Source organism: Streptacidiphilus sp. BW17 (assembly GCF_041262485.1).
In the GTDB taxonomy this organism is placed as follows: Bacteria; Actinomycetota; Actinomycetes; order Streptomycetales; family Streptomycetaceae; genus Streptacidiphilus.
The window spans coordinates 14,172-29,231 of the sequence record NZ_JBGCCR010000015.1; the positions used below are offsets into that span (position 1 = coordinate 14,172).

The 15,060-nt window shown below is 71.7% G+C and carries 12 protein-coding genes; 11 read left to right on the forward strand and 1 reads right to left on the reverse strand.

Annotation, left to right across the window (positions count from 1 at the left end; all coding sequences use genetic code 11):
• Nucleotides 1-62: 62 nt before the first annotated feature.
• Both ABH940_RS19560 and rpsD read left to right on the forward strand, forming a co-directional pair.
• On the forward strand, nt 63-1,439 hold the full coding sequence (locus tag ABH940_RS19560; protein WP_370105848.1) for a replication-associated recombination protein A: 1,377 nt from the start codon (nt 63-65) through the stop codon (nt 1,437-1,439).
• Nucleotides 1,440-1,944: 505 nt separating this feature from the next.
• Complete coding sequence (gene rpsD, locus ABH940_RS19565) at nt 1,945-2,559, forward strand: 30S ribosomal protein S4 (protein WP_370072628.1); 615 nt, start codon at nt 1,945-1,947, stop codon at nt 2,557-2,559.
• On the opposite strand, the gene ABH940_RS19570 is transcribed toward rpsD, so the two are convergent.
• A complete protein-coding gene (locus tag ABH940_RS19570; protein WP_370105849.1) occupies nt 2,547-4,790 on the reverse strand; it encodes an AAA family ATPase in 2,244 nt (747 codons plus the stop codon). The genes rpsD and ABH940_RS19570 overlap by 13 nt on opposite strands.
• A 265-nt stretch (nt 4,791-5,055) precedes the next feature.
• On the opposite strand from ABH940_RS19570, the gene ABH940_RS19575 reads away from it, so the two are divergent.
• The 9 genes from ABH940_RS19575 (at nt 5,056) to aroB (ending at nt 15,051) form a co-directional block, all read left to right on the forward strand.
• On the forward strand, nt 5,056-5,541 hold the full coding sequence (locus ABH940_RS19575) for a DUF948 domain-containing protein (RefSeq protein ID WP_370072630.1): 486 nt from the start codon (nt 5,056-5,058) through the stop codon (nt 5,539-5,541).
• Between the two features lie 3 nt (nt 5,542-5,544).
• A complete protein-coding gene (locus ABH940_RS19580; RefSeq protein WP_370105850.1) occupies nt 5,545-5,970 on the forward strand; it encodes a DUF6167 family protein in 426 nt (141 codons plus the stop codon).
• On the forward strand, nt 5,970-8,642 hold the full coding sequence (alaS, locus tag ABH940_RS19585; RefSeq protein ID WP_370072632.1) for an alanine--tRNA ligase: 2,673 nt from the start codon (nt 5,970-5,972) through the stop codon (nt 8,640-8,642). Before ABH940_RS19580 ends, alaS begins: the two co-directional genes overlap by 1 nt.
• Before the next feature lie 29 nt (nt 8,643-8,671).
• A complete protein-coding gene (ruvX, locus tag ABH940_RS19590) occupies nt 8,672-9,127 on the forward strand; it encodes a Holliday junction resolvase RuvX (protein WP_370072656.1) in 456 nt (151 codons plus the stop codon).
• A 215-nt stretch (nt 9,128-9,342) separates the two neighbouring features.
• Nucleotides 9,343-11,217, forward strand: coding sequence for an endolytic transglycosylase MltG (gene mltG, locus ABH940_RS19595; protein WP_370105851.1), 1,875 nt, complete (start codon nt 9,343-9,345; stop codon nt 11,215-11,217).
• Nucleotides 11,208-12,089 carry a shikimate dehydrogenase gene (locus ABH940_RS19600; protein ID WP_370105852.1) on the forward strand — a complete coding sequence of 294 codons (882 nt, stop codon included), beginning with the start codon at nt 11,208-11,210 and terminating at the stop codon, nt 12,087-12,089. Before mltG ends, ABH940_RS19600 begins: the two co-directional genes overlap by 10 nt.
• A 156-nt stretch (nt 12,090-12,245) precedes the next feature.
• The gene (gene aroC, locus ABH940_RS19605) at nt 12,246-13,430 is read left to right on the forward strand and encodes a chorismate synthase (protein ID WP_370072635.1); all 1,185 of its coding nucleotides are present in this window, start codon (nt 12,246-12,248) and stop codon (nt 13,428-13,430) included.
• Nucleotides 13,427-13,957 (forward strand): shikimate kinase, encoded by a 531-nt coding sequence (locus tag ABH940_RS19610; protein WP_370072636.1) that lies wholly within the window; start codon nt 13,427-13,429, stop codon nt 13,955-13,957. Before aroC ends, ABH940_RS19610 begins: the two co-directional genes overlap by 4 nt.
• Nucleotides 13,954-15,051, forward strand: coding sequence for a 3-dehydroquinate synthase (gene aroB, locus ABH940_RS19615; RefSeq protein WP_370072637.1), 1,098 nt, complete (start codon nt 13,954-13,956; stop codon nt 15,049-15,051). Before ABH940_RS19610 ends, aroB begins: the two co-directional genes overlap by 4 nt.
• The last annotated feature ends 9 nt before the right edge of the window (nt 15,052-15,060 follow it).

A 15,060-nucleotide genomic window follows, 5' to 3' on the forward strand; every position in this document is an offset into this window, starting at 1 on the left:
TGACTTCATGGCGTTGAACGCGAGGCGCACGGACTGTCGGTGCGCGCCGGTAGGGTCGAGACGTGGAGCCAGACCTGTTCACCGCCGCAGCCGAGGACCTGCAGACCAAGGAGCCCGGACGTTCGCCGCTCGCGGTACGGATGCGGCCCCGGTCGCTGGAGGAGGTCGCCGGTCAGCAGCACCTGCTCAAATCCGGCTCGCCCCTGCGGCGCCTGGTCGCGGCGACGAACGGGCCTGCCGCGACGTCGTCGGTGATCCTCTGGGGGCCTCCCGGCACCGGCAAGACCACGCTGGCCTACGTGATCAGCCAGGCCACCGACAGTCGCTTCGTCGAACTCTCGGCGATCACGGCAGGCGTCAAGGAGGTCCGCGCGGTGATCGAGGGCGCGCGCCGGGCCGTCGGGACCAGCGGCAAGGAGACCGTCCTCTTCCTCGACGAGATCCACCGCTTCTCCAAGGCCCAGCAGGACAGCCTGCTCCCGGCCGTGGAGAACCGCTGGGTCACGCTGATCGCGGCGACCACCGAGAACCCGTACTTCTCGGTGATCTCGCCGCTGCTCTCCCGCTCGCTGCTGCTGACGCTGGAGTCCCTCACCGACGACGACATCCGTGCGCTGCTACGCCGCGCCGTCGCGGACGAGCGCGGGCTCGGCGGCGCGGTCGAGCTGGCCGAGGACGCCGAGGACCACCTGGTCCGGATCGCGGGAGGCGACGCCCGCAAGGCGCTGACCTCGCTGGAGGCGGCGGCTGGCGCGGCGATCGAGCAGCAGTCGGAGGCGGTCACGCTGGAGCTGACCGAGACGGCCGTCAACCGCGCGGCGGTCCGCTACGACCGCGACGGCGACCAGCACTACGACGTGGCGAGCGCGCTGATCAAGTCCATCCGGGGCAGTGACGTCGACGCTGCGCTGCACTATCTGGCCCGCATGATCGACGCGGGCGAGGACCCGCGCTTCATCGCCCGGCGGCTGATGATCTCCGCGAGCGAGGACATCGGCGTCGCCGACCCGAACGCCCTGCCGCTGGCGGTCGCCGCCGCGCAGGCCGTGGCGATGATCGGGTTCCCCGAGGCGGCGCTGACCCTCTCGCACACGGTCATCGCCCTGGCCCTCGCCCCGAAGTCCAACTCCGCGACGACGGCGATCGCCGACGCCCTGGCCGACGTCCGCGGCGGCCTCGCCGGCCCTGTCCCGGCGCATCTGCGCGACGGGCACTACGCAGGCGCGAAGAAGCTGGGCCACGCCCAGGGCTACGTCTACCCGCACGACCTGCCGGAAGGCATCGCGGCCCAGCAGTACGCGCCGGACGCGATCCACGGCAAGCAGTACTACCGCCCGACGCGGCACGGCGCGGAGGCGCGGTACGCCGACATTGCCGAGTGGGTGCGGGGGCGGCTTGGTGGCGAAGCCCCCCAGGGGCGCGGGGAACTGCGCGAGTGACCACGGGCGTGCGGATGGCCCTGCGCGTTCGGCCTCACACCACACACGGTGGCTTGTCGCGCAGTTCCCCGCGCCCCTGGTAGTGCAACTACCTGCGGCAGCATCGGCCCGGCTTGCCGCGCTCACGCGGCGGAGCCGCAGATCAACGGAGCCCCGCCCCGGACGCTGCAACTGGCTGTCCGCGTCATACGGACTGCCCAACACCCCGTACACTGTCGGGAGCGAGACGTCCCGTGTTCGCGCCCGGCAGGGCGCGGCGTCACCGGCGGGGCGTCATACAGGCCGACGTCCGTGAGGGCGACGGCAGGAGCGTCTGCGCACCTTCGGGTGTCGCGTGCAGCCCACCACCCGTACGGGTCGGTGGGCCACTCGCGTGCAGCACTATGTGCCCGGTCCTGGAAACGGCTGCCGGCTCACCCCTGGGGTGAGTTGGTCTCCCGGACCGCGAGAGGCGACCTCCTTCAACAGCGGTGAGCCAGTTACACACCGAAAGAGGTAGCGGTTCATGACGAACCAGAAGCGCCCCAAGGTCAAGATTGCCCGTGCACTGGGCATTCCGCTGACCCCGAAGTCCGTCAAGTACTTCGAGGCCCGCCCGTACCCCCCGGGGCAGCACGGCCGTGGCCGCAAGCAGAACTCGGACTACAAGGTCCGTCTGGTCGAGAAGCAGCGTCTGCGCGCCCAGTACGACCTGTCCGAGACCCAGATGGCGCGCGCGTTCGACCGTGCCCGCAAGGTCGAGGGCAAGACCGGTGAGGCGCTCGTCGCTCTGCTGGAGACCCGTCTCGACGCCCTGGTCCTGCGTTCGGGCATCGCCCGCACCATCTACCAGGCCCGTCAGATGGTCGTCCACGGCCACATCGAGGTCAACGGCCACAAGGTCAACCGCCCGTCGTTCCAGATGAAGCCCGGCTTCGTCGTCACGGTTCGCGAGCGTTCCAAGGAGAAGACCCCGTTCGTCGTCGCCCGTGAGGGTGGCAACGCGGGTGAGGGTCAGACCGCGAAGTACCTCGAGGTCAACCTGAAGGCCCTGGCCTTCCGCCTGGACCGCATGCCGCAGCGGCGTGAGGTTCCGGTCATCTGCGACGAGCAGCTCGTCGTCGAGTACTACTCGCGCTGACCCGCGAGCGGTCCTCGCAGCGCCCCCACGGCCTCACGGTCGTGGGGGCGCTGTGCTTCCCCGGACCCGGTGTCGGAACCGGCCTCGGTCCCTGCTTCGGTCCCGACTGCGTCCTCGCCCGCACGGTGGGCGAGCGCACGTGCCGGGGGGCCGGTGAGGACGCGCGCGACGACGGTGTCGAGGTCGAGCCCGGCCCCGGAGCGGAACGATTCCGCGCTCTCCTCCTCGGCGAGGCCCGCGCGGATGCGTCGGGCGCACTCCTCGTGGGCGGCGGTGAAGTTGCGTGAGCCGAAGAGCGGCGTGCCGACCGAACGCCAGACCGTGCTCGCCGCGCCCTGCAGCAGCGCGGCCTCGTGCAGGTCGCCCGGCGAGCCGTCGGGGCCGGGCGCGGTGGTGATCAGCGCGACCAGTTCCAGCCCGAGCACCAGGCCGACCAGGTCCCGGAACGCGTGGTTGAGGCGGACGCACTCGCGTGCATGCCTGAGGGCGAGCGCCGGTTCGCCGTCGGTCCAGGCCGAGAAGGCGCTGGCGAAGAGGCCGTAGGCGTAGGCCCACTGCTCGCCGAAGCGTTCGCACTCACCGCGCACCTTGGCCATCCAGGTCGCGGCCGTGGCCTTGTCGCCCCGGAAGGTGTGGGCCAGCCCCAGCTCGAACATGCCCATCAGCACGTTGCTGTTGAGCTCGCCCAACTGGTCGTAGTGCCACAGGGCTTCGTCGAAGAGCTCGACCGCGCGGTCCAGCTCGTCGCCGATCAGCGCCGCGCAGCCCTGCCGGTGCACGGCGTACGCGAGCGCCCGGTCGTCGCCCGTCTCCAGCGCCTGCTGGCGGCACTCCTCCAACACCGGCAGCGCATGGGGGAGATCGCCCTGGAGGGTGGCCAGGTAACCGGTCACCCAGAGGGCCTTGGCCCGCGCATCGGTGGGCTCGGGGGCCAGCGCCAGGGCGCGGTCCAGCCACATCCGGCCCTCGGCCAGGTGGCCGCAGCCGACCCAGAAGTACCAGAGGGTGCCCACCAGGAAGAGCGCCAGCTGCTCCTCGCCCGGCTCGACCAGGCAGTACTCCAGCGCGGCGCGCAGATTGCTGTGCGCACGCTCGGTGCGGACGCAGGTCTCCAGCTGGCGCGGGCTGAACCACTCGACCTCGCCCCAGGTGGCCAGGCCCAGGTACCAGTCTCGGTGGCGGCGCTGCGGTTGCAGCTCGGTGGCGGAGTCGTGGAGCCACTGCGCGCCGTACTCGCGCAGGGTGTCGAGCATCCGGTAGCGCGGCGTGCCGTCGGCGTCGAGAGGCTCGTCCTCGCGCAGCACGATCGACTTGGCGACCAGCTCGGACAGCACGTCCAGCACGTCCTCGGCGGGCAGGTCGGGACCGGCGCAGACGTACTCCGCGGCCTCCAGGTCGAACGGACCGACGAAGACCGAGAGCCGGGCCCAGAGCAACCGTTCGTGCGGCGAGCAGAGTTCGTGGCTCCAGCCGATCGCGGTGCGCAGCGTCTGGTGTCGGGGGAGCGCCGTGCGGCAGCCGCCGGTCAGCACCCGGAAGCGGTCGTCCAGCCGCTGGGTGATCTGCTCGACCGACAGCACGCGGAGCCGTCCGGCCGCCAGCTCCAGCGCCAGCGGGATGCCGTCCAGACGGTGGCAGAGCGTGGCGACCTGCGCCGAGGACTCCTCCGTCAGCCGGAACGTGGGCAGCACTGCCGCGGCCCGCTGGGCGAAGAGGGCGACGGCGTCCGAGTCGGGACCGTCGGCCGGGAGCGGCGCGAGCGGGAGCAGGTGCTCCCCGGCGACCTCGAGCGGCTGGCGGCTGGTGGCCAGCAGATGGAGGCCCGGGGCGGCGGCCAGCATCATGCCCACCGTGGGGGCCAGCTCCTCCACCAGGTGCTCGCAACCGTCCAGCACCAACAGCAGACGGCGGGGGCGCAGGAAGTCGAGCAGCACCTCGCGGACCGGCCGGGCCGTGCCGTCGGTCAGCCGCATCGCCTCGGCGATCGTGTGGCAGAGCACCGCGGGATCGGTGACCGTGGCGCACTCGACGAGCCAGACGCCGTCGGGGAACCGGTGCGCGGTCATGGCGGCGGCGCGCAGGCCGACCCGGGACTTGCCGACACCGCCGGGGCCGACCACGGTGACCAGCCGCGCCGCCCGCAGCAGCCGCTGCGCCTCGGCCAGCTCGGTCCGTCGGCCGACGAATCCGGTGAACTCGGCGGGCAGGTTGCCGGACGAGCCTCTCTGCACAGATACCCCTTCGGAGGTTCGGAGGCCAGCGCCGTGGCCGGACAGGCGCTGGGTACTTTCCCCTGGACGGCCCAACGAGGTGACCAAACGGTAGGTTACGTTCCCGTCGCGGATCCGCTCAGGAATGTCGCCGTTGCAGCACGCGCCGCCGGGCCGGGTGGTAGGGCGGTCGGGATCCTCCCACTTGGCGCGATAGGGTTTCGCAGAACGTTCAAGCTTGTGCCGGTCGGCTGACGCAGGTCAGCCGTTGCGAGGGAGCGCCAAGGTGTCGGGTGGAGAGGTCGCGGGCCTCGTCGTCGCCGTGTTCTGGGCGGTGCTGGTCACTCTCCTCGCCGTGGTGCTGGTGCGGCTCGCCCGCGCCCTGCGCCAGGCGACCGAGTTGGTCGAGGCGGTGACCGAACGCGCGGTGCCGCTGCTCGACGAGGCGGCCGACGCGCTGCGCGCCGCCAACGACCAGCTGGTCCGCGTCGACGCGATCACGGCGGACGTCCAGGACGCCGCCGCCAACGCGCACGCGCTGTCGTCGACGATGGCGGCCACCCTGGGCGGCCCGCTGGTCAAGCTCTCCGCCTTCAGCTACGGCGTCCGCAGCGCGGTGGCCAAGCAGCGGGCGGCGGGGCGGCCCGAAAAATACGTGCCGCACCAGACGGAACGCGAGATCATCGAGCGGATGGTGAAGGCCGAGGTGCAGCGGGCGACGGTGCGTCGCAACGGACTGCTGCGCCTGCTGGGCCTGGGAAGGAGGGCCTGACCGATGCGCCGGATCTTCTGGATGGCGGTGGGCGCAGGCGCCACCGTCTGGACCCTCAACAAGGCGAACCGGGTGGCCCGTTCGCTCACCCCCGGCAGCCTGGCCGAGGGCGCGGCCGTCGGCTCGCTCGAAGTCGGCCGCGCCGTCCGCAACTTCAGGGACGAGGTGCGCGCCGGCATGCTCCAGCGCGAGCTCCAGCTCAACCGCGAGCTCGGCCTGGACGGCAGCGTGCTCGCCGCGCCCGGCCCGTCCGACGCGCCGGTGCTGCGTGCAGCGCCGCAGCGCTCCGCACTTCCCCGCGGCCGTGACGCGGCGGAGCCGCCCGCGCGGCAGGCATTGGCAGCACGGAATCCGCAGAACCTCCAGCACCAGCACCAGCACCAGCCCAGCATCACCACCAGCAAGCTCGACCGGAATGAGGACCTGTAATGGAGTCGGCTGAGATCCGCCGCCGCTGGCTGCGCTTCTTCGAGGAGCGCGGCCACACCGTCGTCCCCTCGGCGTCGCTGATCGCGGACGACCCCACCCTGCTGCTGGTCAACGCAGGCATGGTGCCCTTCAAGCCCTACTTCCTGGGCGAGACCAAGCCGGACTTCTCCCGGGCGACCAGCGTGCAGAAGTGCGTCCGCACCCCGGACATCGAGGAGGTCGGCAAGACCACCCGCCACGGCACGTTCTTCCAGATGTGCGGCAACTTCTCCTTCGGCGACTACTTCAAGGAAGGGGCGATCACGTACGCCTGGGAGCTGCTCACCAGCTCCGTCGCCGACGGCGGCTACGGCCTCGACCCGGAGAAGCTCTGGATCACCGTCTACCTGGACGACGACGAGGCCGAGCAGATCTGGCGCGACGTCGTCGGCGTTCCCGCCGAGCGGATCCAGCGTCTGGGCAAGTCGGAGAACTTCTGGTCCATGGGCGTCCCCGGGCCCTGCGGCCCGTGCTCGGAGATCAACTACGACCGCGGCCCGGAGTTCGGCGTCGAGGGCGGCCCGGCCGTCAACGACGAGCGCTACGTGGAGATCTGGAACCTGGTCTTCATGCAGTATGAGCGCGGTGCGGGCACCGGCAAGGAGGACTTCCCGATCCTGGGCGACCTCCCGGCCAAGAACATCGACACCGGGCTCGGCCTGGAGCGCCTGGCGATGATCCTCCAGGGCGTCCAGAACATGTACGAGACGGACACGCTGCGCGTCGTCATCGACAAGGCCACCGAGCTGACCGGCGTCCGCTACGGCGCCGACCACGCCTCGGACGTGTCGCTGCGCGTGGTGGCCGACCACATGCGCACCTCCGCCATGCTGATCGGCGACGGCGTCACCCCCGGCAACGAGGGCCGCGGCTACGTGCTGCGCCGCATCATGCGCCGCGCCATCCGCAACATGCGCCTGCTGGGCGCCCAGGGCGAGGTCGTCGAGCAGCTGCTCGACGTCGTGCTCGACACGATGGGCCGGCAGTACCCCGAGTTGCTGACGGACCGTAAGCGCATCGAGACGGTCGCGCTGGCCGAGGAGACCCGCTTCCTCAAGACGCTCAAGGCCGGCACCAACATCCTTGACAGCGCCATCACCGAGACCCGCACCGCGGGCGGTGCGGTGCTCTCCGGTGACAACGCCTTCCAGCTCCACGACACCTACGGCTTCCCGATCGACCTCACCCTGGAGATCGCCGCCGAGCAGGGCCTCTCCGTGGACGAGGACGGCTTCCGCCGTCTGATGAAGGAGCAGAAGGACAAGGCCAAGGCCGACGCGCGCGCCAAGAAGACCGGCCACGCCGACGTCCAGGCCTACCGCTCCATCGCGGACGCGTCCGGCGAGAACCAGTTCACCGGCTACGCCCACAACGAGTCCGAGGCCACCGTCGTCGGCCTGCTGGTGGACGGCGTCTCCGCGCCGGCCGCCTCCGAGGGCGACGACGTGGAGGTCGTGCTCGACCGCACCCCGTTCTACGCCGAGGGCGGCGGCCAGCTGGCCGACCACGGCCGGATCCGCACCGAGTCGGGTGCCGTCATCGACATCCACGACGTGCAGAAGCCGGTCCCCGGCGTGATCGTGCACAAGGGCGTCGTGCAGGTCGGCGAGATCACCGTCGGCTCCGCCGTGCAGGCGACCATCGACGTGCGCCGCCGCCGGGCCATCGCCCGCGCCCACAGTGCCACCCACCTGACCCACCAGGCGCTGCGCGACGCGCTCGGCCCGACGGCCGCCCAGGCCGGTTCGGAGAACTCCCCGGGGCGCTTCCGCTTCGACTTCGGCTCGCCGACCGCCGTCCCCGGCACGGTGCTGACGGACGTCGAGCAGAAGATCAACGAGGTGCTCTCCCGCGAACTCGACGTCACCGCCGAGATCATGGGCATCGACGAGGCCAAGAAGCAGGGCGCCATCGCCGAGTTCGGCGAGAAGTACGGTGAGAAGGTCCGCGTCGTCACCATCGGCGACTTCTCCAAGGAGCTGTGCGGCGGCACGCACGTGCAGAACACCGCCCAGCTGGGTCTGGTGAAGCTGCTCGGCGAGTCGTCCATCGGCTCCGGCGTGCGCCGCGTCGAGGCGCTGGTCGGCGTGGACGCGTACAACTTCCTGGCCCGCGAGCACACCGTAGTGGCCCAGCTGACCGAGCTGGTCAAGGGCCGTCCGGAGGAGCTGCCGGAGAAGATCTCCGGCATGCTCGCCAAGCTCAAGGACGCCGAGAAGGAGATCGAGAAGTTCCGCGCCGAGAAGGTGCTCCAGGCCGCCGCCGGGCTGGCCGAGGGCGCCGAGGACGTGCGCGGCACGGCCCTGGTCACCGGCCGGGTCCCGGACGGCACCGGCGCCGACGACCTGCGCAAGCTGGTTCTGGACGTCCGCGCCCGGGTCGGCCAGGGCGGCCGGGCCGCCGTCGTCGCGCTGTTCACCGTGGCCAACGGCCGTCCGCTGACCGTGATCGCCACCAACGAGGCCGCCCGCGAGCGCGGCGTCAAGGCCGGCGAGCTGGTCCGCGCCGCGGCCAAGACCCTCGGTGGCGGCGGTGGCGGCAAGGACGACGTCGCCCAGGGCGGCGGCCAGGACGCGTCCGCGGTCGGCCAGGCCGTCGAGGCGGTGCGCACCCTCGTCGCCGAGAAGGCCTGAGGCGCGTGGACGCTGTGGACGCGCCGTCCATGCGCCGAGGCCGCCGGATCGCCGTGGACGTCGGCGACGCCCGGATCGGGGTCGCGAGCTGTGACCCCGACGGGCTGCTGGCCACTCCGGTGGAGACGGTCCCGGCAGGTAAGAAGTCACTCGGAAGACTGACGGCCATCGTCGAGGAGTACGCGGCGATCGAGGTCGTCGTGGGGCTCCCGCGCTCGCTCAGCGGGCGCGAGGGACCGGCGGCGGCCAAGGTCCGTGAGTACGCAGGCCAGTTGGCCACCCGGGTGTACCCGGTGCCGGTGCGGCTGGTCGACGAGCGGATGACCACCGTCAGCGCGGCGGCAGGCATGCGCGCCGCAGGAGTGAAGTCGAAGCAGGGGCGCTCGCGGATCGACCAGGCAGCAGCCGTGGTCATCCTGCAGAGCGCGCTGGAGACCGAGAAATCCAGCGGAAGACCGCCCGGCGAGACGGTCCAGCCGTTGTAGAGTGACGCCCGGCTGAATGGGGGTCCGCTTTCTGGCGGGCCCCTTTCGTCACACTGAGCGACGGGCGGCGCGGCTCAGCGTGGCGTGGACGTGGCCAAACCGAGTTGTCGGACTCGGTCGGGTAACGTTCCGTCCACGGCGCCGCCGATGGGCACGCTGGTTCGATTCGCCGCTGACGCCTTCTGGACCGGGCGTCGCTGAATCCGAGGGGATGCATGACCGACCAGGGCCGGGGCTACGGCTCCGAACCGTGGGGCCAGGGTGGCCCCTACGGGGACCAGGGCGGCTATCCGCCGCAGTCGCCGTATCCGTACGGGCCGCAGACCGGGCAGCCACAGCACCCCCAGCAGCCGCAGCCGCCGTACCCCTACGGTCAACAGCCGTACCCGCAGCACGCGCAGGCGCCACAGCCGCCGCAGGCGCAGCACCCGCAGCAGCCGCAGCAGGGCTGGCCGCAGGATCCTTACGGCACCGGCCAGCAGCCGGTGTACACCCCGCCGCAGCAGCCGTACCCGCAGCAGCCGCAGCAGTACCCGTACGGCCAGCAGCAGTCCGGCCACCAGATCGGTCAGCCCCAACAGCAGCCGTACCCGCAGCAGCCGCCGCAGCCGGGTCCGGGGCAGCCGCAGTACCGGCCGCGTCCGCAGTCGCAGCCGATGCCGGGCGCGCCGCAGGGACCGCAGAACCCGCAGGCGACGCACCCTCAGCCGCAGCAGCAGCCGTCGGGTCCCGGCCCGGACGGGATCGACTGGGTGGCCGAGGCCGCCCGGCTCGAGGCGGAGGCGCGGGGCGAGACGTTCCCCGGCGAGTCCGACGAGGATCTCGACCCCTACGGCGACGGCCACGATGGCTATGGGGACGGCCACACCGCTGGTCGCGGTCGCAGGCGCAGCGACGAGGACGTCTTCGTCGAGGAGTCCGAGGACGGCGAGGAGGCGTACGTTCCCTTCCTCTCCGAGTCCGACGACAGCCGCAGCGGTCGCCGCAAGGACGCGGAGCGTGGCCGCAGCGAGCGCAAGCGCAGCGGCATGACCTGCCTGGGCCTGTCCCTCGTGCTGGTCGCCTGCCTCGGCGCCGGTGGCTACTTCGGCTACCAGTACTACGAGTCGCACTTCGGCCCGCCGCCGGACTACGCCGGCAACGGCACCAGCACCCAGGTCCAGGTGCAGATCCCGGACGGCGCCACCGGTGACGTCATGGCGCAGGTCCTGGTCCAGGCCGGCGTGGTGGAGAGCAGCAAGGCGTTCACCAACGCGTACAACGCCAACAACAAGTCGGTCTCCATCCAGCCCGGGTACTACGAGCTGAACTCGCACATGTCCGGCGCCGCGGCCGTGCAGCTGCTGATCGACCAGGCGGGTGGCAACTCGCTGGTGATCCCCGAGGGCAAGACCTCCAAGTACATCTACGGCAGGATCGACCAGGCCCTCAAGCTCACGCCCGGGACCACGGCGGGTGTCGCCAAGGCGGACGCGAGCCAGCTCGGCCTGCCGCCCGAGGCGCACAACAACCCCGAGGGCTTCCTCTGGCCGACGCGCTACTCGATCGCCACCGGCATGAAGCCGCTCGACCTGCTCAAGCAGATGGTGGCCAACACCAACAACGAGATCCAGAAGCTCTCGCTCGCCACGGCGGGCAAGTCGCAGAACCTGGGCGACGCCTACGCGGTGCTGACCGAGGCCAGCATCCTGCAGGCCGAGGGCAACAACGTCGGGGACTTCGGCAAGATCGCCCGGGTGCTCTACAACCGCCTGAACACCAACGCGACCAACGGCTACCTGGAGCTCGACACCCCGCTGCAGTACTTCCTGGGCAGCACCACCTTCACCAACGCCCAGAAGGACGGCATCACCAACGGCTACAACACCTACAAGTCCAAGGGCCTGCCGCCCACGCCGATCAGCAACCCGGGCGAGGCGGCGATCCAGTCGGTGCTGAACCCGACGCCGGGCCAGTGGGTGTACTTCGTCGCCGTCGACTCGACCGACACCAAGTTCGCGGTCACCTGGAGCGACTTCCTGAACGACGTCCAGCTCTACTGCGCCAACCACGGGCAGAACGTCAACCGCTCGACGGGACAGTGCCAGTGACGGACCGTCAGGATCAGCTGCGGGTACGGCGGGCTGCCGTGCTCGGCAGCCCGATCGCGCACTCGCTCTCGCCGGTGCTGCACCGTGCCGGGTACGAGGCGCTGGGGCTGGCGCCGCAGTGGCAGTACGACCGTTTCGAGGTCGACGAGGTGGGTCTGCCCGACTTCCTCGGCAAGCTCGACGTGGCGGGCGAGGGCTGGGCCGGGCTCTCGCTGACCATGCCGCTCAAGCGCGTGGTGATCCGCCTGCTCGACGAGGTGAGCGCGGGCGCGCTGGCGGTCGACGCGGTCAACACGGTCGTCTTCCACCCGGACGGCCGCCGCACCGGCGACAACACGGACGTCCCCGGGCTGGTCGCCGCGCTCCGCGAGCGCGGCGTCACCCGGGTCCGCAGCGCGGCGGTGCTCGGCGCCGGGGCGACGGCGTCCTCGGCGCTGGCCGCGCTGGCGCAGCTCTGCGACGGTCCGGTGCTCGCCTTCGTGCGCGGCCCCGAGCGGGCGGCGCAGATGCGGGCGCTCGGCGAGCGGCTCGGCGTCGACGTGGTCCCGCAGGAGTGGGACCGGGCAGCCGAGGCCTTCGATGCGGAGCTCGTCGTCTCCACGACGCCGGTCGGCGCGACCGACTTCCTGGCCGATGCGCTGTCGGCCGCGCCCAGGGAGGGTCTCGGCGCGTTGTTCGACGTGCTCTACCACCCGTGGCCGACGTCGTTGGCCGCCGCCTGGCAGCAGCAGGGCGGCGTGGTGCTCGGCGGGCTCGACCTGCTGGTGCACCAGGCCGTGCTCCAGTTCCGGATGTTCACCGGCCTCGCGGACGCCGACGTGGTCGGTGCCATGCGCACCGCCGGGGAGGCCGCACTGGCCGCCGCGCACTGACGGCCTGGTGCACGTTCCGCTTCGCGGAACCGCGTCCCCGCGCGCCCCACGAACCGTCCCACGGACTGATCAGTTCGTGGGACGGATTCTGCTCCTGCGTGTCCGACATGGGAGGATCGCGACAGAGGCAGTTTCGGGAGCTGAAGGAGCACACCCTTGGGAACGCTGCGCTGGCTGACGGCCGGGGAGTCGCACGGCCCCGCACTTGTCGCGACGCTGGAGGGTCTGCCCGCCGGAGTCCCCGTCACCACCGAGATCGTCGCCGACGCCCTCGCGCGTCGTCGGCTCGGTTACGGCCGTGGTGCGCGGATGAAGTTCGAGCAGGACGTGGTGACCTTTCTCGGCGGCGTCCGCCACGGTCTGACCATGGGCTCGCCGGTCGCGATCATGGTCGGCAACACCGAGTGGCCGAAGTGGGAGCAGGTCATGTCGGCCGACCCGGTCGACGCGGAGATCCTGGCCGGTCTGGCCCGCAACGAGCCGCTCACCCGCCCGCGTCCGGGCCACGCCGACCTGGCGGGCATGCAGAAGTACTCGCTGGACGAGGCCCGTCCGATCCTGGAGCGCGCCAGCGCCCGTGAGACCGCGGCCCGGGTCGCGCTCGGCGCGGTCGCCCGCTCGTACCTCAAGGAGACCTGCGGGATCGAGCTCGTCTCGCACGTCGTCGAGCTGGGCGCGGCCAAGGCCCCGGCCGGGGTGGTCCCGGTCCCCGTCGACGAGGCGCGGCTGGACGAGGACCCGGTGCGCTGCCTGGACGCCGACGCGTCGAAGCGGATGGTCGCGGAGATCGACCAGGCCCACAAGGACGGCGACACCCTCGGCGGTGTGGTCGAGGTGCTGGCCTACGGCGTCCCGGTCGGTCTGGGTTCGCACGTGCACTGGGACCGTCGCCTCGACGCGCGGCTGGCCGCCGCGCTGATGGGCATTCAGGCGATCAAGGGCGTCGAGGTCGGCGACGGCTTCGAGCTGGCCCGGATCCCCGGATCGCAGGCCCACGACGAGATCCTGCCGACCCCCGAGGGCGTGCGCCGCGCGTCGGGCCGCTCCGGCGGCACCGAGGGCGGCCTCAGCACCGGCGAGCTGCTGCGGGTCCGCGCCGCGATGAAGCCGATCGCCACCGTGCCGCGCGCGCTGGCGACCATCGACACCCGCACCGGCGAGGCGGCCAAGGCGCACCACCAGCGTTCCGACGTCTGCGCCGTCCCGGCGGCGGGCATCGTCGCCGAGGCGATGGTCGCGCTGGTCCTGGCGGACGCGGTCAACGAGAAGTTCGGCGGCGACAACGTCAGCGAGACCCGTCGCAATGTCCAGGGCTACCTCGACCACCTGGTGGTGAAGTGACGCGCAGTGAGTTGACGCAGCCCGTCGTCGTCCTGGTCGGCCCGCCCGGCGCCGGGAAGTCCTCGGTCGGCGAGCTGCTGGCCGCGCGGCTCGGCGTCGGCTTCCGGGACACGGACGCCGACGTCGTCGCGATGGCGGGCAAGCCGATCGCGGACGTCTTCGTCGAGGACGGCGAGCCGCACTTCCGCGCGCTGGAGGCGGAGGCGGTCCGCACCGCCGTCGCCGACCACGCGGGCGTGCTGGCCCTCGGCGGCGGCGCGGTGATGCGCGCGGAGACCGAGGAGCTGTTGCACGGTCTGCCGGTGGTCTTCCTCGACGTGGCGCTGACGGACGCCGTCAAGCGGGTCGGCCTCGACGCGCCGCGTCCGCTGCTGGTCGGCAGTCCGCGTGCGCGTTGGCGTGAACTGATGGAGCAGCGCCGCCCCGTGTACACGCGCGTGGCCCAGGTCGTGGTCGACACGGCCGGGTTGACGCCGGATCAGGTCGCGGACGCGGTCATGGACGCACTGGAGTTGAAAAAGGCATGAGTGGGCGTCAGGACATTACGAGGATTCGTGTCGGCGCGAGCGGCGGCAGCGAGGCCTACGACGTACTGATCGGCCGTCAGTTGCTGGGTGAGCTGCCCGGGTTGATCGGCACCGCCGCGCAGCGCGTCGCGGTGGTCCACCCCGAGGCGCTGGCCGCGACCGGCGAGGCCATCCGCGACGACCTGGCCGAGCAGGGCTACGAGGCCATCGCGCTCCAGATCCCGAACGCGGAGGAGGCCAAGTCGGCCGAGGTCGCCGCGTACTGCTGGTCCGTGCTCGCGCAGACCGGCTTCACTCGGACCGACGTCGTCGTCGGCATCGGCGGCGGCGCGACCACCGACCTGGCCGGTTTCGTGGCCGCGACCTGGCTGCGCGGCGTGCGCTGGGTCGCCATGCCGACCACGCTGCTGGGCATGGTCGACGCCGCGGTCGGCGGCAAGACCGGCATCAACATCGCTGAGGGCAAGAACCTCGTCGGCTCCTTCCACCCGCCGGTGGGTGTGCTGGCGGACCTGGACACGCTGGAGAGCCTGCCCAAGCACGACTACGTCAGCGGGCTGGCCGAGGTCATCAAGACCGGCTTCATCGCCGACCCGGTCATCCTCGACCTGATCGAGGCCGACCCGGAGGGCGCCAAGACCCCCGCCGGGCCGCACACGGCCGAGCTGATCGAGCGGTCCATCAAGGTCAAGGCCGAGGTCGTCTCGGGCGACCTGCGCGAGTCCGGGCTGCGGGAGATCCTCAACTACGGCCACACGCTGGGTCATGCGATCGAGCGCAACGAGCGCTACAAGTGGCGTCACGGCGCCGCGGTCAGCGTCGGCATGGTCTTCGCCGCCGAGTTGGGCCGCCTGGCCGGCCGGCTCGACGACGCCACCGCCGACCGCCACAGGGCGGTGCTGGCCTCCGTCGGCCTGCCGCTGACCTACCGGGCGGACGCCTGGCCCAAGTTGCTCGACGCGATGAAGGTGGACAAGAAGTCGCGCGCCGACCGGCTGCGGTTCATCGTGCTCGACGGTCTGGGCAAGCCGACCGTGCTGGAGGCTCCGGACCCGACGCTGCTGGTCGCCGCGTACGCGGAGGTCGGCGTCTGATGCAGGGAG

What these genes read in the sequence shown, in the direction of transcription:
- rpsD (WP_370072628.1), top strand. Translation starts at nt 1,945, where the DNA reads ATGACGAACCAGAAGCGCCCCAAGGTCAAGATTGCCCGTGCACTGGGC.
- ABH940_RS19580 (WP_370105850.1), top strand. Translation starts at nt 5,545, where the DNA reads ATGCGCCGGATCTTCTGGATGGCGGTGGGCGCAGGCGCCACCGTCTGG.
- alaS (WP_370072632.1), top strand. Translation starts at nt 5,970, where the DNA reads ATGGAGTCGGCTGAGATCCGCCGCCGCTGGCTGCGCTTCTTCGAGGAG.
- ruvX (WP_370072656.1), top strand. Translation starts at nt 8,672, where the DNA reads ATGCGCCGAGGCCGCCGGATCGCCGTGGACGTCGGCGACGCCCGGATC.
- mltG (WP_370105851.1), top strand. Translation starts at nt 9,343, where the DNA reads ATGACCGACCAGGGCCGGGGCTACGGCTCCGAACCGTGGGGCCAGGGT.
- aroB (WP_370072637.1), top strand. Translation starts at nt 13,954, where the DNA reads ATGAGTGGGCGTCAGGACATTACGAGGATTCGTGTCGGCGCGAGCGGC.